This is a genomic window from Mycetocola sp. JXN-3 (genome assembly GCF_014522285.1).
In the GTDB taxonomy this organism is placed as follows: Bacteria; Actinomycetota; Actinomycetes; order Actinomycetales; family Microbacteriaceae; genus Mycetocola; species Mycetocola saprophilus.
Genome location: NZ_CP041635.1, coordinates 2,524,755 through 2,543,410, shown reverse-complemented (window position 1 = coordinate 2,543,410; position 18,656 = coordinate 2,524,755). Strand labels below are relative to the sequence as shown.

Annotated in this window: 13 protein-coding genes; 11 read left to right on the top strand and 2 right to left on the bottom strand. The window is 66.5% G+C overall.

Going from position 1 to position 18,656, the window contains the following annotated elements:
• Positions 1–104: 104 nt before the first annotated feature.
• Complete coding sequence (locus C7C57_RS11540; protein ID WP_187976541.1) at positions 105–1,667, bottom strand: Mur ligase family protein; 1,563 nt, start codon at positions 1,665–1,667, stop codon at positions 105–107.
• A gap of 151 nt (positions 1,668–1,818) precedes the next feature.
• On the opposite strand from C7C57_RS11540, the gene C7C57_RS11535 reads away from it, so the two are divergent.
• The 9 genes from C7C57_RS11535 to C7C57_RS11495 all read left to right on the top strand — a co-directional run bounded on the left by C7C57_RS11535 (position 1,819) and on the right by C7C57_RS11495 (position 13,201).
• Positions 1,819–3,303, top strand: coding sequence for an RIP metalloprotease (locus C7C57_RS11535; RefSeq protein ID WP_187976540.1), 1,485 nt, complete (start codon positions 1,819–1,821; stop codon positions 3,301–3,303).
• A gap of 102 nt (positions 3,304–3,405) precedes the next feature.
• On the top strand, positions 3,406–4,572 hold the full coding sequence (gene ispG / locus C7C57_RS11530; protein ID WP_030142907.1) for a flavodoxin-dependent (E)-4-hydroxy-3-methylbut-2-enyl-diphosphate synthase: 1,167 nt from the start codon (positions 3,406–3,408) through the stop codon (positions 4,570–4,572).
• Positions 4,573–4,679: 107 nt separating this feature from the next.
• Positions 4,680–6,455 (top strand): proline--tRNA ligase, encoded by a 1,776-nt coding sequence (locus C7C57_RS11525; protein ID WP_187976539.1) that lies wholly within the window; start codon positions 4,680–4,682, stop codon positions 6,453–6,455.
• A 247-nt stretch (positions 6,456–6,702) separates the two neighbouring features.
• The gene (locus tag C7C57_RS11520) at positions 6,703–8,010 is read left to right on the top strand and encodes an ADP-ribosylglycohydrolase family protein (RefSeq protein ID WP_187976538.1); all 1,308 of its coding nucleotides are present in this window, start codon (positions 6,703–6,705) and stop codon (positions 8,008–8,010) included.
• A complete protein-coding gene (locus C7C57_RS11515; protein WP_187976537.1) occupies positions 8,007–8,984 on the top strand; it encodes a nucleoside hydrolase in 978 nt (325 codons plus the stop codon). The genes C7C57_RS11520 and C7C57_RS11515 overlap by 4 nt, the downstream gene beginning before the upstream one ends.
• A gap of 82 nt (positions 8,985–9,066) precedes the next feature.
• Positions 9,067–10,323 carry an ABC transporter substrate-binding protein gene (locus C7C57_RS11510; RefSeq protein WP_187976536.1) on the top strand — a complete coding sequence of 419 codons (1,257 nt, stop codon included), beginning with the start codon at positions 9,067–9,069 and terminating at the stop codon, positions 10,321–10,323.
• Positions 10,324–10,353: 30 nt separating this feature from the next.
• Positions 10,354–11,217 (top strand): carbohydrate ABC transporter permease, encoded by an 864-nt coding sequence (locus C7C57_RS11505; protein ID WP_255505668.1) that lies wholly within the window; start codon positions 10,354–10,356, stop codon positions 11,215–11,217.
• Positions 11,214–12,047 carry a carbohydrate ABC transporter permease gene (locus C7C57_RS11500; RefSeq protein ID WP_187976535.1) on the top strand — a complete coding sequence of 278 codons (834 nt, stop codon included), beginning with the start codon at positions 11,214–11,216 and terminating at the stop codon, positions 12,045–12,047. Before C7C57_RS11505 ends, C7C57_RS11500 begins: the two co-directional genes overlap by 4 nt.
• A gap of 113 nt (positions 12,048–12,160) precedes the next feature.
• Positions 12,161–13,201 (top strand): LacI family DNA-binding transcriptional regulator, encoded by a 1,041-nt coding sequence (locus C7C57_RS11495; protein WP_187976534.1) that lies wholly within the window; start codon positions 12,161–12,163, stop codon positions 13,199–13,201.
• Between the two features lie 54 nt (positions 13,202–13,255).
• On the opposite strand, the gene C7C57_RS11490 is transcribed toward C7C57_RS11495, so the two are convergent.
• Entirely contained in the window at positions 13,256–14,455 is a 1,200-nt protein-coding gene (locus C7C57_RS11490; RefSeq protein WP_187976533.1) for an MFS transporter, read from the bottom strand.
• Between the two features lie 89 nt (positions 14,456–14,544).
• Here C7C57_RS11490 and C7C57_RS11485 point away from each other — a divergent pair, with 89 nt between their 5' ends.
• Both C7C57_RS11485 and C7C57_RS11480 read left to right on the top strand, forming a co-directional pair.
• A complete protein-coding gene (locus tag C7C57_RS11485) occupies positions 14,545–15,030 on the top strand; it encodes a helix-turn-helix domain-containing protein (RefSeq protein ID WP_187976532.1) in 486 nt (161 codons plus the stop codon).
• A gap of 126 nt (positions 15,031–15,156) precedes the next feature.
• Positions 15,157–18,651: a DUF5107 domain-containing protein gene (locus C7C57_RS11480; RefSeq protein WP_187976531.1), complete on the top strand. Its 3,495-nt coding sequence runs from the start codon at positions 15,157–15,159 to the stop codon at positions 18,649–18,651.
• Positions 18,652–18,656 lie beyond the last annotated feature (5 nt).

The window sequence follows — 18,656 nt, the reverse complement described above, 5'->3', positions numbered from 1 at the left end:
TCGTCGGCGGGCACGCGCCCGCCCTCGGGCCCGGCGGGTAACAGCACCGCCGGCAACACAAAGCCGGTCACCTCCCATGGAGGTGACCGGCTTTTGTGTGTGTACTAGGCGCCGTAGCCGTGCTCGCGCAGGGCCTGACGCGCCTCCTCGGCCACGTCGAAGGGACGTTCCACGCCGTCCACATCGCGGTAGTCCTGGGAGGCCAGCCCGCACCAGAGGATCGTGTCGGTGGCGCCCGCTCGCTCGACCGCCGCGCGAATCGCCTTTTCGGGGTTGGGAACCTCGAGAATGCGGTCGGCGGTTACCCGGGTACGCGCCCCGGCGATCAGCGCCGCGCGAATCTCGCCCGGGTTCTCCAGGCGGCTGTGATGGTCGGTGATGATCAGCAGGTCGCTGCCGTCGGCGGCCGCGGCCCCCATATCGCCGCGCTTGCTGGCATCGCGGTCTCCATCGGCCCCGGCGATCATGATGACCTTGCCCGCGGTGACCTGACGAACCGCATGCAGCGACTTTTCGATCGCATCGGGGGTGTGCCCCGAATCCACAAACACGGTGGGTCCGCTCTCGCCCGAGACTCGCACCAGGCGGCCGGGCAGCTGGGCGTTGATCTGACCATCGGCGGCCAGCGCGCTGCCGATCGTGGCGAGCGACAGCCCGGCCTCGGCGAGCATCGCGATGGCCAGGCCGGCGTTGGAGGCCATATGGGCACCGATCAGCGGAATACGGGTGCGCAGCGCGCCGAGGGCCGGGTGGTCCACCCGGAACTCGGTAAAGCGCGGGTTTTCGTTCTCGATGGTGACCATCCAGTCGGCCACGATACCTGGGGCCAGGACTCCGGTGGTGCCGATCGTGGTGACCGGGATTCGCGCGCCATCACGCACAGCGAGGCCCGCCGGGGTGTCCAGGCAGACCACCGCGCGGCGCGCATACTCGGGGGTGAAGAGCTCCTGCTTGGCGGCGAGGTAGTTGTCCATCGTGCCGTAGTCATCGAGGTGGTCGTGGCTGAGGTTGGTGAAGCCCACCACGTCAAAGTGCACGCCGTCGATGCGGTGCCGGGTGAGTGCGTGCGCGGACACCTCGATGATCGCCGCATCCACGCCGGCCTCGATCATCGTGCCCAGCAGCGCGTGCACCTCGGGTGCCTCGGGGGTGGTGAGGTGGCTGATGACCGCCTGATCGCCGATGCGGCGCTCGGCGGTCGAGCTGAGTCCGGTGATCAGACCCAGCTGGCGCATGATCGCGTCGAGGAAGTGGGCGGTGGAGGTTTTGCCGTTGGTTCCGGTGATGCCCAGGGTGAGCGCGTGCAGATCCGCGGTGCCGTACACGCGTCCGGCGAGCTTACCGGCGAAGGAGCGGGGGTTCTCGGTGGTCACCAGCAGCGGCAGGTCCACGTTCTTCTCCCGCACCAGGGCCGCGCCGGCCGCATCGGTGAGAATCGCCACGGCCCCGCGCTCGCGTGCCTGATCGGCGAAGGCCGCCCCGTGGAATCGTGCCCCGGGTACACCGAGGAACAGGTCTCCGGGCTCGACCTCGGCGGCGGACATGCTCACGCCGCGCGCGCTGATCTCGCCGCCGTGATCATCGGGGCCGGGTTCGCCGGGCACGAGGGTCACAATCTCGCTCAGGAGTTCGGTCAGTGGCAGGGATACACGCTGTTGGGGTCTCACCCGTCTATCGTCTCACGCGCGGGCGATTTCGCGCGGGCGCTCGCCGAATGCGGGGGCGTCCGGTCCGCGACCCGGATCGAAAGTGTGTGCATAAGGAACGCACAGCCGATCATCCAGGTTTTCCCAGCGCTGTGCGGGGTAGGGTTATCTGGTGATTACGGTCTTGCTCTACATCCTTGGCATCGTGGTGATCCTGATCGGTCTCGCGATCTCGATCGGTCTCCACGAGGTCGGCCACCTGCTGCCCGCGAAGCTGTTCGGGGTCAAGGTGACCCAGTACATGGTGGGCTTTGGCAAGACCATCTGGTCGCGCAAGAAGGGCGAGACCGAGTACGGCGTCAAGATGCTGCCCCTGGGTGGTTACATCTCGATGATCGGGATGTTCCCGCCCGGCAAGGATGGCAACGTCCGCGACTCGACCACCGGCTTCCTGCAGACCCTCTCGGATGAGCGGCCCACTCTGCGCCGCGGCCACGGCGAGACCGAACTCGACGATCAGACCGCCGCGGATACCGTGACGCCTTCGGCCGAGGAGCTCGCCCAGGCGAACCTGCCCGCCGACGCTACGGTGCCCGACGGACGCCGCCGCTTCTTTGATCAGTTGGTCCAGGACGCCCGCGATTCCAGCGCCGAGACCATCGGCGAGGGGGAGGACCACCGCGCGTTCTACCGCCTGCCGGTCTGGAAGCGGATCATCATCATGCTGGGTGGTCCGCTGATGAACCTGTTCCTGGCGGTGCTGTTTATGTCGATCGTGGTGATGGGTTTCGGACTGCCGCAGTCCTCCACCACGATCGAAACCGTCAATGCCTGCGTGGTGCCCGCCGGGTCCACGGCCACCGAGTGTGGTCCGGATTCGGCCCCGTCGCCCGGTGCCGAGGCCGGGCTCAAGCCCGGGGACAAGCTGGTGTCGCTGGACGGCACCGCGATCACCTCCTGGACCCAGGCCACCGAGATCATCCGGGTGTCCCCGGGCAAGACCCTCAACCTGGTGGTGGAGCGCAAGGGTGCCGAGGAAACCCTCAAGCTCACCCCCCTGCTGACCAAGCGCTATGTGGTGGATGCCCAGAACCGCCCGGTCAAGGAGGCCGATGGGAAGTACAAGACCGAGGAGGTCGGGTTTGTGGGCATCGGCCCGGGCACCGAGACCGTGCAGGGCTCCTTCGGGGATGTGTTCCCGCTGATCGGCAACAACATCGGGGCCGTGGCCAACACGATTGTGCACCTGCCGCAGCGTCTCTACGACGTGGCCGTGGCCGCATTCGGTGGTGGCGAGCGTGACCCCAACGGTCCGCTGAGCGTGGTGGGTGTGGGCCGGATCGCCGGTGAGGTGGTCTCGAATCACAACATCACCGACAGTAATAAGGCGGCCTTCGTTTTCAACCTGCTGGGCTCGCTGAACGTCGCGCTGTTTGCGTTCAACCTGATCCCGCTGACGCCGCTGGATGGTGGCCACGTGGCCGCCGCCCTCTGGGAGGGGTTGCGTCGTCGCATCGCCAAGCTATTTGGCCGACCGGATCCCGGACCCGTGGATGCGGCCAAGCTGATGCCGCTGACCATGGCCGTGGCCGGGATCTTCCTGGTGATGACGGTGCTGCTGGTGTTCGCCGACCTGGTCAACCCGGTTCGTTTCTAACCCCGGGTTTGCATACCGATCGTTCGCTCTGGGCGTGCGATCGTGGCCCCAAGCTGAGTGCCATCCGGGAGTTTGACGGGGGTGAGGGCGTAAGATATCGACGTGGCTGCAATTAATCTAGGTCTTCCCAAGGTTCCCGAAACCCTCGCTCCGCGACGCAAGTCGCGGCAGATCAAGGTCGGTAAGGTCCTCGTGGGCGGTGACGCTCAGGTGAGCGTCCAGTCGATGACCACAACTCCGACAACCGATATCAACGCAACCCTGCAGCAGATCGCCGAGCTCACCGCGAGCGGATGCGACATCGTGCGGGTCGCCGTGCCGAGCCGGGACGACGCCGCGGCGCTGCCGATCATCGCGATGAAATCGCAGATTCCGGTCATCGCGGACATTCACTTCCAGCCGAACTACGTGTACCAGGCCATCGACGCCGGGTGCGCCGCGGTTCGCGTGAACCCGGGTAACATCCGGAAGTTTGACGACCAGGTGGGCGAGATCGCCCGTCGCGCCAAGGCCGCCGGGGTTTCGCTGCGGATCGGTGTGAACGCCGGATCGCTCGACCCGCGCCTGCTGCAGAAGTACGGCAAGGCCACCCCCGAGGCGCTCGTGGAGTCGGCCGTATGGGAGGCCAGCCTCTTCGAGGAGCACGACTTCCACGACTTCAAGATTTCGGTCAAGCACAACGACCCGATCGTCATGGTCAAGGCCTACCGCCTGCTGGCGGAGCGGGGCGACTGGCCGCTGCACCTCGGTGTGACCGAGGCCGGACCCGCCTTCCAGGGCACCATCAAGTCCGCGACCGCGTTCGGCATCCTGCTGGGTGAGGGCATCGGCGACACCATCCGCGTCTCGCTGTCGGCCCCGCCGGCCGAGGAGGTCAAGGTGGGTCTGCAGATCCTGCAGTCGCTGAACCTGCGCGAGCGCAAGCTGGAGATCGTCTCCTGCCCGAGCTGTGGCCGTGCCCAGGTGGACGTCTACACGCTCGCCGAGCAGGTCACCGAGGGCCTGAAGGACATGAGCGTTCCGCTGCGCGTGGCCGTCATGGGCTGCGTCGTGAACGGTCCCGGTGAGGCTCGCGAGGCGGACCTCGGCGTCGCCTCCGGTAACGGCAAGGGCCAGATCTTCGTCAAGGGTGAGGTCATCAAGACCGTGCCCGAGGCGCTCATCGTCCCGACCCTGATCGAGGAGGCCAACCGCCTCGCCGCCGCAATGCCGGTGGCCGAGGGCGGCGGCACCGGTAACGTGCAGGTCATGGTGGGCCCCAAGGGCTAACCCTCCCTCGTCATCACAAAACCCGCGCCCTCCGAGGAGGGCGCGGGTTTTGTAGTTTTGAGGAAACACCGGACCCGGAGCGCGGCCCGGCGCGCTAGCATGGGAACGTGGTTACGCGACTTTCAAACTATTTCCTTCGTACGCTCCGTGAAGACCCCTCCGATGCGGAGGTGAAGAGCCATCGACTGCTAGTGCGCGCCGGATATATCCGACGCCAGGCTCCGGGCATCTTCGCCTGGCTGCCACTGGGGCTCAAGGTAAAGGCGAAGGTTGAGGCGATCGTCCGCGAGGAGATGGCCGCCGCCGGTGCCCACGAGGTGCACTTCCCCGCGCTGCTGCCGCGCGAGCTGTACGAGGCGACCGGTCGCTGGAACGAGTACGGCGAGAACCTGTTCCGCCTGAAGGACCGCAAGGGCACCGACATGCTCCTCGCTCCGACCCACGAGGAGGCCTTCACCGCGCTGGTCAAGGACCTTTACGGCTCCTATAAGGACCTCCCGGTCACCCTGTACCAGATCCAGGACAAGTACCGCGACGAGGCACGGCCCCGCGCCGGCCTGCTGCGCGGCCGTGAGTTCACGATGAAGGATGCCTACTCTTTCGACCACACCGACGCCGGCCTCGAGGCCAGCTACCAGGTGCAGCGTGACGCCTATGAGCGCATCTTCACCCGCCTGGGACTCGAATACGTCATCGTGAAGGCCGACGCCGGTGCGATGGGTGGCTCGCGCTCCGAGGAGTTCCTGCACCCGACCGTGATCGGTGAGGACACCTTCGTCCGTTCCGCCGGTGGGTACGCCGCGAACGTCGAAGCCTACGTCACCGAGGTGCCCGCCGAGATCGCGATCGAGGGTCAGCCCGCCGCCTCGGTGTTTGACACCCCGGACAGCGAGACCATCGAGAAGCTCGTGGCCGCCGCCAACGCCGACCACCCCCGTGCCGATGGCCGTGAGTGGACCGCCGCCGACACCCTGAAGAACGTCGTGCTCAAGCTCACCAACCTCGACGGCTCGACCGAGCTGCTCGTGATCGGTCTGCCCGGCGACCGCGACGTGGACCTCAAGCGTGTCGAGGTGGCCGTGGCCCCCGCCGATGTTGACCCCGCCGAGGCCGAGGACTTCGCCAAGAACCCGGGCCTGGTCAAGGGTTACATCGGCCCGTGGTCGCCCGCCGGTGCCGTGCTCGGTGAGGAATCCGCCACCAAGATCCGCTACCTGCTGGACCCCCGTGTGGTGTCCGGCACCAGCTGGATCACCGGTGCCAACGAGGCCGGAAAGCACGTGTTCGGCCTGGTCGCCGGCCGCGACTTCACCGCCGACGGCACCATCGAGGCCGCCCAGGTTCTCGCCGGCGACCCCGCACCCGACGGCTCCGGTCCGGTCGAGCTCGCTCGCGGTGTGGAGATCGGTCACGTCTTCCAGCTTGGTCGCAAGTACGCCGAGGCCCTGGGCCTCAAGGTGCTCGACGAAAACGGCAAGCTGGTGACCGTCACCATGGGTTCCTACGGCATCGGTGTGACCCGTGCCCTGGCCCTGCTGGCCGAGCTGAACTCCGATGATAAGGGCCTCGCCTGGACCCCGGAGATCGCCCCGTTCGACCTGCACATCATCGCCACCGGTAAGGACGCGGCCGTCTTCGACGCCGCCGAGACCGCCGTGGCCGACCTGGAAAAGCACGGCTTCGACGTGCTCTACGACGACCGACCCAAGGTGTCCCCGGGCGTCAAGTTCGGCGACGCCGAGCTGCTGGGCGTCCCCACCATCGTGATCTTCGGCCGCGGCGTTGCCGACGGCGAAGCCGAGCTGTGGGACCGTCGCACCGGCGAGCGTACCCCGATCAAGATCGAGGAGCTCACCGCCGCCCTGGTGGCCGCCCGCGGCTAAGCCTGCGCGATACCACAAGCGACCATCCCACCCAATCGGGTGGGATGGTCGCTTGTGTTTTCCGGAGATGATTTTCAACTAGCGCGGTGCGACCGTGTATGTTATGTTTGCAAAACGCAAATCGGTTTGCAAACATTTATCGGTGTTGATTTGTGAGTATTTCAGGAGTAATTCTGGAAATATGAGGTGGCGCAGGTGCCATGAATGCAAACCGGTTGCGCATCCACACACTCTTCAAGGAGCACACATGCATGATGTTCTGGACCCCCGCGACCTCGTCCTCGACGAGGCCGAGCAGCGCGCGCACAGCGGCTACGACGTGGGCACCCGTGAAACCGACGCCCGCGCCGCCGCAGCCGCGAACGACCTCGACGCGCTCGCCGCCATTGCCGATGCCCTCGCGTCCCTGCCGCTCTCGAACAGCTGGACCTACGTTGAGCCGGACGATGAGGACGAGCTGCTGGCCCTCGCCGACTCCGCCCCCGCGCTGCCGATCGCGGAGGCCGAGATCCCCGAGCGCCTCCGCGGTGCCTGGCTGGGCCGTACGGTCGGAAACACGATGGGCAAGCCCGTTGAGGGAATGAGCCCGGAGGACGTTCGCACCTACCTCACCGCCGGCGGCGACTGGCCACAGACCGGCTACGTCAACCTCGTGGAACCCCACCCCGCCGGCGTCGGGCCGCTGCACCCCTCGGCCCCGGAATCCGCAGCGGGAACCTTCACTGATGTGCCGCGCGATGACGACATCGACTGGACCATCCTCGCGCTGTTCCTGCACGAGCGCTACGGCAGCGCACTCACCACGGAGGACATCGCCCGCGAGTGGCTCGACCGTCTGCCCTTCACCCAGACGTTCACGGCCGAGCGCGCCGCGTATCGCAACCTCATTCAGGGCCGTCCGCTGAGCGAAACCGCGACCCACGTGAACCCCTACCGTGAGTGGATTGGCGCGCTCATCCGCGGCGACTTCTTCGGCTACATTCACCCGGGAAACCCCGCCGCAGCGGCCCGCGCCGCGCTGGTGGACGCCCGCCTCAGCCACGTCAAGAACGGCATCTACGGTGAGCAGTGGGCGGCGGCACTCGTGGCGGCCGCGTTTGCTACCGCGGATGCGCGTACCGCGCTGGAGTCGGCCCAGGCCGTGGTTCCGGCCGGTTCTCGCCTCGCCGAGGCCACCCGGGGCATTCTCGATCTGCACGCGAGCGGTGCGGATCACGACGAGGCGCTGGCCTGGATCGCCCTGCACCTGGGTCACTACAACTGGGTGCACACGATCAACAACGCAGCTATTATCGCCGCGGGCCTGCTCTGGGGTACCACCTTCACCGACGCCGTGGCCAAGACGATTGCCGGCGGAAACGACACCGATTCCAACGGTGCTACCGTGGGCAGCGTGTACGGAGCCCTGCACGGGGTCGCCTCGATTCCCGCCGAACTCGTGGGTACCACCCACGTGCACGTTCGAAGCGCCGTGGGCGGCTTCGACTCCATCACCGTGGACGACCTCGCCGCCCGCACCCTGGCGGTACGCGCTCAGCTGGGTAGCCGGGGATGAACCCGCTCCCGCTGATCATCGATACCGACCTGGGGCTCGGCGACCCCGGTAGCGTCATCGATGACGGCCTGGCGGTAGCGCTCGCACTGGCCTCACCCGAGCTTGAGGTCCTGGGCCTGACCACCGTCAACGGCAACGTTGGCGGTGGCAGCGCCCACCGGCTGAGCGAGGCGCTGCTGCGTCGCCTCGGCCGTCCCGACATTCCCGTGATCGCCGGGGCAGACCGCCCCCTCAAGCGGGAGATGAGCGAGGTGTGGGCGTTGTTTGGACAGGACCCGACCGAGCGTGAATCCGTCCTCGACGGGGTCCCATCGGACGGGGACGCCGCGCGCTGGCTGGTCGAGCGTGTTGCCGAACGACCGGGGGAGATCACCATCGCGGCCATCGGTCCGCTGACAAACATCGCCCGGGCAATCCATACCGACCCGGCGTTCGCGCACAACGTGCGTGAAATCGTCACGATGGCGGGAAACGCCACCGGATACATCATCCCCGGGATCGAGGTTAGTGCCGACTTCAACGTCGCGGTTGACCCCGATGCCTTCGCCGAGGTGCTGGCCGCGGGGATCCCCCTCCGTGCTATCGGGATCGACCAGACCAGCCGTGTATTCCTCACCCGCGCCGACGCGGAAGACCTCCGCTCCGCGGCGCCCGCCGGAAGCCGCGTGGCCTGGCTCGCCGACCGCATTGACGGGTGGCTGGACGTCCTCGCGCGGGGCGCGTTTGGCGAGCCCGGCGAGCCCTGCCTTCTCCATGATCCGCTGGTAATCGCCGCGCTAATCCGCCCGGACACCTGTCACTTCACCCCGCAGCGGGTTTCGGTGGATTCTACCGGCAACTCGCTCACCCAGCTTCCCCTTATCGCCTCCGACGAAACCGGCCCACCCACCGGCCGAGCCCGTTTCGCCGCCGCCACGGACACCGATGTGCCTGGCTTCCACGCGCTCTTTCGCGAGCGCCTGGTCTCCCCGTAACACCTCTTTGAGAACGAAGGGCAATGATGCTCACCACTTTGTCGACCCCTCGAGGTCGAGTATGTCCCCGCGGAGCACTCCGATGAGCCGCCGCGCACTCTGGCGCGGCACCCTCGCACTCGCTGCGGCCGCCGCGATTATTGTGCCGCTCAGCGCCTGCAGCACCGACCCGGAGGGTGCGGGCAAAACCACCATCGAGCTGTTCCAGAACAAGACCGAGGCCATCGGTACCGTCAATAAGCTGATCGCCGAGTTTGAAAAGACCCACCCGAAGATCCGGGTGATTCAGACCTCGGTGCAGGACTCGGTGACCGTGCTGAAGTCGCGCCTGGCCAAGGAAAATCCGCCGGACCTCATCGCGCTGAACGTGAGCGCCTACTACGATCTGGCGCAGGCAGAGGTCCTCAAAGACCTCTCCAAGACCGAGGCGTTCGCCGCCGTCTCGGACACCTCCTCGCTCGAGTACATGCGGGAGGCCGGCCAGACGAAACAGGACCTCGCGGTGCCGTGGGCCACCAACGCCCAGACGGTGTTTTACAACGTGGATGAGTACAACAAGTACGGTCTCTCCGTGCCCACCACCTGGGCCGAGTTCATCCACAACGCGCAGGTGATCAAGGACGCGCACGGTGTGCCCTTTAGCTTTGGCTGGAAGGACAACTGGAGCTCGATGGCGCTGGTGAACTCCGTGGTGGCCTCGGGGAAACCGGTGGATCTTCTGGCCCAGTTGCAGCAGGGTAAGACCACGTTTGAGACTCAACCGCAGTGGAAGATCGCGACCGCGGCAATGCTGGATCTCAAGAAGTTTGCCCAGCCGGACCCCTGGGGTGCGAACTACGACACCTCGCTCGCGAACTTCGCCAACGGTGACAGCGCGATGTACGTGGATGGCACCTGGGCGATCCCCACCATTCGGCAGTCCAACCCCGATCTGAAGTTTGGTGTGTTTGTGATGCCGAGCCCGGACCCCGCCGCCGAGACAAAGGCACCAGCCGGTCCCGACTCCTTCCTCTCGATCTCGAGTGATACGAAGCACCCGGTGGAGGCCCAGGAGTTCCTGGACTTCCTGTTGAGTGCCCCGGCTCAGAAGACCTACGCGGACGGGCAGTCGCTCTTTTCCGTGCGCGGAGACGTGAGCTCGGACGATCCGCTCATGGAGCAGCTCAAGACCGAGTGGATTGATACGCGCAAAACCGCAACGTACTCCGACGGGTACTTTTTCGGCGGCACCAACTATCGCGCGATCACCTGGACCTACCTCAACTCCGGCAAGCAGACCGCCTTCCTCCGTGCGCTCGACAGGGACTTCGCCACCTACGGACTTCGGCCCGGTAACTAGGGCGCGTGCCCACCCAGAAAGGGTTTAACGATGAAAACGAGCTCTCGGGCCGCGCTAATCATGGCGCTGCCGGCCGTTGTTCTCTTCTTTGTGTTCAACACCATCCCCACCATCCAGGGCGTGTTCTACTCCTTCACCAATAGCCGCGGATACGGCAAGTGGAATTTTGTGGGCCTGGATAACTATGTGCGCCTGTTCGGTGATGCCGACATCCTGCACAGCTATCTCTTCACCTTCCAGTTTGCGATTGTCTCGACCATCGCCGTCAACATCATCAGTATTCTGCTGGCACTCGCACTGAGTGCAAACATCAAATTCCGCTCGTTCATGCGCAGCGTGTACTTCTTCCCCGCCGTGCTCTCGGTGATCGTGGTGAGCTACATCTTCAACACGATCTTCTCCTCCGGGCTGCCGCAGATTGGTGAGGCCCTGGGGATCCCCGGGCTCGCCACCAACATTCTCGGCAGTGAGGACACCGCGTGGATTGGCATCGTGGTTGTCAGCGTGTGGAAGGCCTGTGCCACCACCACTGTGATCTATATTGCCGGTCTACAGACCATTCCCGAGGAGGTTGTTGAGGCTGCGCTGCTCGACGGGGCGGGGGCCTGGAAACGCTTCTGGAGCATCACCTTCCCGCTGATCACCGCGTTCTTCGTGATCAATATGGTGCTGAGCTTCAAAGACTTCCTGCAGGTGTTTGACCAGATCGTCGCGTTGACCGCCGGCGGCCCGGGAACCTCCACCCAGTCCATTTCCTTCCTCATCTACAAGGCCGGTTTTGCCGGCGGCGAGTTTGGATATCAGTCGGCCAACGCCGTGATCTACTTTGTGGTCATCGCCGTGCTCTCTCTGTTCCAGCTTCGCATTCTGCGCCCGAAGGGACGTGCCTCATGAACTCGACGCGAGCGAGCAAAATCTCCAGCTGGTTGATGACCGGTCTGCTGGCCATCGGTGCCCTCACCATCGCCGTCCCGATGTACTTCACCGTAGTCACCGCACTCAAGACTCCGAGTGAAATGCGCGGAAATCTCTGGGCATTGCCGCAGCACTGGGAGTGGGGAAACTTTGCCCAGGCCATTCAGATGACCAACTTCTTCGGGGCGCTGGGGAACAGCCTGCTGGTGACGGTGTTCTCGGTGGGAATCGTCATTGTGACCAACTCCATGGTCGGCTACGCGATTGCGCGCAACCTGCATAAGCGCCTGTACAAGGGCATCTTCATCTACTTCCTCACCGCGCTGTTTATCCCGTTCCCCATCGTGATGCTGCCGCTGGTGAAGGAGATGGCGTTCCTGGGGCTCGATAACCTAGTGGGTCTGATCATTCTTTACGTGGTCTACAACCTCTCCTTCAATGTGCTGCTGTACGTGGGGTACCTCTCCACGGTGCCGGTGGAGTTGGAGGAGGCCGCGATGATCGACGGGGCTGGGCCGTTCACAACCTTCTGGAAGGTGATCTTCCCGCTGCTGGGACCGGTGAATGCCACCGTGGCAATCCTGACCGGGCTCTGGGTATGGAATGACTTCCTGCTCCCGCTCGTGATGCTGAGCGATCAGGGAAGCTTCACCCTTCCGCTGGTGCAAAATGTGTTCCAGGGACAGTTCACCACGCAGTACAACCTGGCGTTCTCGTCCTATATCCTCGCGCTGACTCCGATGCTGATCATCTACCTGATCTTCCAACGCTGGATCATTGGCGGGGTGATGCGCGGCGCGATCAAGTAGTGGGCGCACCGGGGCCGGGCGCGAGTTGACGTGCCCGGCCCCGGTGCCCTACCGTCGAAATCACAAACTAGTTTGCCGAGTGCTTCCGTGCGGGACCTCGGGGAGGGACGGGCATGAGCGCAGCGGACACATCGGCAAAGGATTCGCGTCGGCCGGACGGGTCGATCGTCACCATCGCCGATGTTGCGGCGGCGGCCGGGGTGAGTAAAACCACCGTCTCACACGTGCTCTCCAGTAAGCGTCCGGTTTCGGCGGCCACGCGGCGCACGGTGGAACGGGTCATGGCCGAGCTGGGTTTTCAGCCCAATTTCTTCGCCCGGGTGCTCAACGGTAACCGTAGCGCGACCATTGCGCTGATCGCGCAGGACATCACGAATCCGTTTTATCCCTCGCTGGCGCGGGGACTACAAAAGGCCGTGTCGGCGAGTGGGCACGTGGTGATGCTGTTTGATGGGGACGCCGGTCCCGCGGCAATCGGCACCTTCATCGAGGATGCCATTCAGCGTCGGGTCGACGGCGTGGTGGTGGCCGTGGCCGACATCGATGAGCACACGTCGGCGCTGCTGCGCGCCCAGATTCCGGTGGTCGCGGTGGGGTCGTTTGTTTCGCACCTCGACATCGACTGGGTGACTGCGGACGATGTGCGCATCGCCGAGGACGCGGTCGCCCGGCTGGCCTCGACTGGGCATACGCGCATCGCGACCATTTCCGGTCCGCGCTCGCAGCCTCCCGCGGCCCCGCGCCTGGCGGGATTCGAGTCGGGTCTGCGCGCCGCGGGTCTGGAGGCTCCGGTGGCGCATCTGGCCGAGGGGGACTGGTCTCGCGCCAGCGGTTTTGCGCGGATGACCGAGCTTCTGGCGGCGGATCCCGCCCCCACTGCGGTGTTCTGTGCCAACGATCTGATGGCCATTGGCGCGGTCGATGCGGTGCGTCAGGCGGGGCTGCCCGCCGAGGCCGTCGCAATCATTGGCGTGGACGACATCGATGCCGCGAGCCTCATCACGCCCGCACTGACCACCGTGCGTATCCCGGCTGAGGAGATCGGACGTGCGGCGGGAGAGCTCCTGCTGCACCGCATCGACAGCGGAACCGAGAACGGCTCGCCCCGGCACGTTTCGGTGCAGCACCGGCTGATTCTGCGCGAGTCCGCCTAGGGTGGGAAAATGGCCGCCGCTCCGTTCGGAGCGGCGGCCATTGTGGAGTGCGGGTTAGGCTGCGGCGGCCACCTCGGGGGAGGGGGTGGTGAGGCGGCGGGCGGAGATCATCATGACCAGGAAGATCAGCGTGTATGAGACCGCGCCAACCAGCAGCGCCGTGCGTATGCCCGAGCCGGTGGTGATCGCACCGAGGATCGGGGCCGCGCCACCCTGGAAGACGTAGCCGATCAGGTACCCACCGGAGACCATGCTGGCGCGGTGTTTGGGGGCGGCGAAGCGAGTGAGGATGGTCAGCCCGGCCGTGAACGAGAGACCGTAACCGAGCCCGGCGAGGGCCGAGGCCACAAAGTACAGGGCCAGGCTCGGGACGCTGCCGGTCAGATCAAACAGCCACAGCCCGATGATCAGGGTGATTCCGGCGGTGAAGGTCAGCGAGCGCACGTGCCAGGTGCGGGTCAGTAGGGATCCGGCGGCCACCATGACCGGGAAGATCGCCATCAGGGATCCGGTGACCAGGGCGTTGTTCGAGCCGGCCAGGGTGTGCGCGATCTGTGCGCCCAGCGGGAGGATCAGCGCGCCGCACAGGTAGGCGGCGCTGATCGTGATCGCCCCGATCCCAAACAGCTTGCGCGAGCCTCGGGGGATCGCGATCGGGCGCACCCGCCAGCGTCCGGCGGGCTCGGCGGGGTTGTGGCGCGGGAGGGCGGTCGCGAAGACAAAGACCACCAGGGTTACCGCGGCCAGCACAAAGAAGTTGAGGTGCAGTGGCAGGGGTGCGTACTGAATCAGCGCGCCGCCGACCAGGGTCGAGAGGGCGAGGCCCACGGCGGTCGCGGTGGTGGTAACCGAGCCCGCGCTCTCCTTCTTGCCCGGGGCCGCGAACTCAACCATCGCCACGCTCGCCGGGCTGAGGGCCAACCCGACGCCGGCCCCGATGAACAGCCGGGCGATGATCAGCCAGGCGTAGCCCGGGGCGAAGGCGAACACCAGGGTGCCGATGATCTGGGCCCCGAGGCCCAGCAGGATCGTGTTGCGGCGGCCGATGTAGTCGGAGAGGTTGCCGAAGAGGACCAAGACCACGATCAGCATGGCCGGGTAGGCCGAGAAGATCCAGGTGGCGTCCGCGGAGCTGATGCCCCACTGCGCCTCGTAGAGCGGATAGGCGAGGGTGGGTGCGGCGCTGGACCAGAGCGCGAGGGCCGCGACGGCGGCCGCGGTCCAGAAGCTGGCGCGGGATGACAGGGTGGGCATGGTGTCCTAACAAACGAGTGCTGAGTAGTAAAAAACAATCTAGATCACCTAAGTAGATTTTTGCAACTCAGGTGGGTAAACTTTTTGTTATGACCGGCCACACGCAGTCCCCAGATCCCACGCTCGACCCCGAGCTGTGCCCCGTTCACCGCAGCCTGGAAATCGTCGGTGATCGCTGGACCATGCTCATCCTGCGCCGCGCCCTGCTGCGCGGGACCACCCGCTTTGCGGACTTCCGCGACGGCCTGCACATTGCCCCGAACATCCTCACCGACCGTCTCGGCAAGCTCGTGGATGAGGGAATCATGGAGCGCCACGGCTACCGGGAGCCAGGCTCGCGCGAGCGCTTCGAGTACGTGCTGACCGAGGCCGGACGCGAGTTCAATATGCTGGTGAGCGCGCTCGCCGGCTGGGGTGCCAAGAATCGGCCCCTGGAAAACAGTCGTCGGGTGGATGCCTATACCCTGGATGATCAGCGGCCGGTGGAGCTGGCCTACGTGACCCCGGAGGGGGAGCGGGTGGATCCGCAGCGGGTTTCCACCCGTAGACGGGATCTCGGAGAGAATCCGCGCTAGCCGTTGAATCACGCAGGTTCCCGTTGATGAATACCGAGTTGCGGGGAAACCTAATCAGCGGATCGTCCAGGTAACGCATTGGAACGGGCATGTTTTTTGCCCGCTTCGAGCCCTAATCTCCTGGGTATGAGCCACACAAACCCACGCTTTCCCCTCCCCGAAATCCCCTCCGACCAGCGCAGTGCCGCGGTTGCCGGATGGAGCGAGCCGGTGGAGCTGCCCACGTACCTGCCCGGAACCCCCGAACGCCTGCCCGCGTTCCTGGAGAATCGTGTCTACCAGGGATCCTCGGGGCGGGTGTATCCGCTACCCTTCATCGAATCGGTCAGCCACGAGGCCACCACCGAAACCTGGCAGGCCCTGCACCTGGAAAACCGCTATCTGCGCCTGGTGATTCTGCCCGAGCTCGGCGGCCGCGTCCACATCGCCGTGGACAAGCTCACCGGCAAGGACCTGTTCTATCGCAACGACGCGATCAAGCCCGCCCTGGTAGGACTGGCCGGCCCCTGGATTTCCGGCGGCATCGAGTTCAACTGGCCCCAGCACCACCGCCCGGGAACCTTCCTGCCGATGGACTGGAGCATCGAACACGAGGAAGATGGCTCGATTACCGTCTGGTGCTCGGACCACGATCCCTTCGCCCGAATGAAGGGCATGCACGGCATCCGGCTGCGCCCGGACAGCGCGGTCATCGAGGCGCGCGTGCGCGTCTTCAACCGCACCGACACCACCCAGACCTTCCTCTGGTGGGCGAATGTCGCGGTGCGGGTGCACGATGAGTATCAGTCCTTCTTCCCCGCCGACGCCCACGTGGTTGCCGACCACGCCAAGCGCGCCGCCACCGCGTTCCCCGCCGCCGACGAGCCCTACTACGGCATCGACTACGCGGCCCGGGCGCGGGTCGGGGATCCCGAGTTCATCGCCGAGGACGCCGACCGCATCGACTGGTATCGCAACATCCCGGTGCCCACCTCCTATATGTGTGTGGCCAGCGGGGACGACTTCTTCGGGGGCTATGACCACCACACCGGCCTCGGCTTCGCCCACATCGCCGACCACCACGTGTCGCCGGGCAAGAAGCAGTGGACCTGGGGAACGGCGCCGTTTGGTCGCGCCTGGGACGCCAACCTCAGCGACGACTCCGAGCCCTATGTGGAGCTGATGGCCGGGGTCTACACCGACAACCAGCCCGACTTCACCTTCCTCACCCCGGGGGAGACCAAGACCTTCAGCCAGTTCTGGTTCCCGTATCACGGCATCGGACCGCTGACTCAGGCGAACACCGAGGCGGCGATCCGACTGAGCATCGAGGGGGAGGGTGCCGAGCGCAACGCCGTCATCGGTGTTGCCAGCACCGGCGTGCGTGAGCGCGTTCGGATTGCCCTGGTGGACGTCGAAGGCACCGAGCTGTGGTCCACCGAGACCGCGCTGAAGCCCGGACACCCGCTGCTGACCCGGGTGCCGGTCGCCGTCGAGGGCGACCTGCGCCTGATCCTGACCGATGCCGCTGCCGATGCCTCCGCCGACGGGGCGATCATCCTCGAGGCCTCGACCGAGTACCGTGATGCCTCCGCCGACGGCTTCGACACCGCGACCGAGCCGCCCGTGCCCGCGGATATCGACTCGGTGGATGAGCTGTATGTGACCGGCGTGCACCTGGTCCAGAACCGGCACGCCACCCGCTCACCCGAGCCCTACTTCCAGGAGGTGCTGCGCCGCGACCCGCTGGATGCCCGTAGCAACGTCGCGCTGGCAAGCCTGCGCCTCACCACCGGCCGCCTGGCCGAGGCCGAGGACTACCTGCGCACGGCGATCACCCGCCAGACCCGGCGGAACCTCAACCCGATCGACGGGGAGGCGCTGTACCTGCTGGGCGTGGTCCTGGTAGCCCAGGGCCGCGATACCGACGCCGAGGAGGCGTTCGGCAAGGCCGCCTGGAACTTTGCCTGGCGGAGTGCCGCCCACCTGCAGCGCGCCCGCATCGCCGCGCGGGCGTCGCGCTGGAGCGATGTTGGCGAGCACGCCGAGATCGCCGCACGCTTTGACGCCGATAATTTGCAGGCCTTCGCCCTCCGGGTGCTCGCGCTGCGGGCCCTCGGCGAGGATCGGCAGACCGCCGCGGTCCTGGCCGAGGCGCGGACGTTGGATCCGCTGGATGCCTGGCTGCGGGACCTGGAGGAGAACGAATCGCGGTCGCCCGGGGATGCCGTCACCGGCCTCGCCGCGACCTCCGACCCGAGTGTTGCCGGCGGCTCTGTCACTCGCGCCGAGTCGTCCGGCCCGAGCGACGCGGGCATCCTCCGCGACGTGGCCGGCGAATACGCGGCGCTCGGTCTCACCGAGGATGCCCTGCGGGTGTTTGAGGCCGCACAGACCGCCGCCCGGGTCCGTCCGGTCGAGGGGGCCGGAGACCCGGCCGTGCTGATCGCCTACTATCGCGCCGAGCTGCTGGAATCGCTGGGCCGTTCCGAGGAGGCCGCCGCGGCGCTCGCCGAGGCGCGCACGCTCTCGGCGGATCGCTGCTTCGCCGCGTCCCTCGCCGACGCGCAGCTGCTGGAGCGCCGCATCGCCGCCACCGATGACGCCCGCGCCCACACCCTGCTTGCGCACTGGCTCTACTTCCACCGTCGCTACGCCGAGGGCATCGCCGAGCTGGAGCACGCCGAGCGTATCCAGCCCGGGGATCCGGTCGTGCTGCGCGGGCTGGGACTCGCGGCCCACAACGTGCAGGGCGATCCCGCTCGCGCGGTCGAGTATTACGCCCGGGCGGTGGCCGCGGATCCCGCCGATCCCAAGCTGCGATTCGAGGCCGATCAGCTCGCCCGCCGGGTGGGAACCCCCACCGCGGAGCGCCTGGATGCGTTGGCCGCGGCGGGGGAGGCCGCCCGCGATCGCGACGACCTGGCCCTCGCCTATGCCGAACTCCTGGTGCTGGAGGACCGGATCGATGAGGCCGTCGCCCTGTTGTCCACCCGCCAGTTCAGCCCGTGGGAGGGCGGCGAGGGCGAGACGATCCGGGTCTGGTCGCTGGCTCAGCGCGCGGTGGCCGCCCGGGCGCTCGCCGCGGGAGACAGCGAAACCGCGTTGGCCGCACTACGCAGCGTGGTGACGGTGCCGGGGAACCTCGGGGAGGCCCCGCATCCGCTGGCCAACCGGTCGGACCTGTACCTGGCGCTCGGGGACGCGCTCGCCGCCGCCGGGCAGGATTCCGCGGCCGCCGAGGCTTGGACAACCGCCGCCCACAGCGCTGGGGACTTCACCACGATGCTTGAGGTGCCGCACTCGCCGATGACGTACTACTCGATCCGCGCCGCCCGCCGCCTGGGCGAGGACGCGCTGGTCGAGCGGCTGACCCGGGAACTCGGCGAGTATGTGGCCGATACCCGCACCAGGGTCGCGAAGATCGACTACTTCGCGACCTCGCTGCCCTCGATGCTGATCTTCCACGAGGACGTTCAGCAGACCCAGGACAACCACCTGGACGTGATGGAGGCCCAGCTCGCGCTTCTCGCCGGAGACGTCGCTCGCGCGGCCGACCTGCTCGCCACCCGAGCCGCCGAGGACCCGGCCAACCCGCTGGTGCGGGCGCTGCATGCCGACCTGGAAACGGTGGGTGCCTAGCGCCC

Excerpts from the sequence above, each read along its gene's own strand:
- C7C57_RS11520 (WP_187976538.1), top strand. The coding sequence starts at position 6,703 with ATGCATGATGTTCTGGACCCCCGCGACCTCGTCCTCGACGAGGCCGAG.
- C7C57_RS11515 (WP_187976537.1), top strand. The coding sequence starts at position 8,007 with ATGAACCCGCTCCCGCTGATCATCGATACCGACCTGGGGCTCGGCGAC.
- C7C57_RS11505 (WP_255505668.1), top strand. The coding sequence starts at position 10,354 with ATGAAAACGAGCTCTCGGGCCGCGCTAATCATGGCGCTGCCGGCCGTT.
- C7C57_RS11490 (WP_187976533.1), bottom strand. The coding sequence starts at position 14,455 with ATGCCCACCCTGTCATCCCGCGCCAGCTTCTGGACCGCGGCCGCCGTC.
- C7C57_RS11480 (WP_187976531.1), top strand. The coding sequence starts at position 15,157 with ATGAGCCACACAAACCCACGCTTTCCCCTCCCCGAAATCCCCTCCGAC.
- C7C57_RS11510 (WP_187976536.1), top strand. The coding sequence starts at position 9,067 with ATGAGCCGCCGCGCACTCTGGCGCGGCACCCTCGCACTCGCTGCGGCC.
- C7C57_RS11500 (WP_187976535.1), top strand. The coding sequence starts at position 11,214 with ATGAACTCGACGCGAGCGAGCAAAATCTCCAGCTGGTTGATGACCGGT.
- C7C57_RS11495 (WP_187976534.1), top strand. The coding sequence starts at position 12,161 with ATGAGCGCAGCGGACACATCGGCAAAGGATTCGCGTCGGCCGGACGGG.
- C7C57_RS11485 (WP_187976532.1), top strand. The coding sequence starts at position 14,545 with ATGACCGGCCACACGCAGTCCCCAGATCCCACGCTCGACCCCGAGCTG.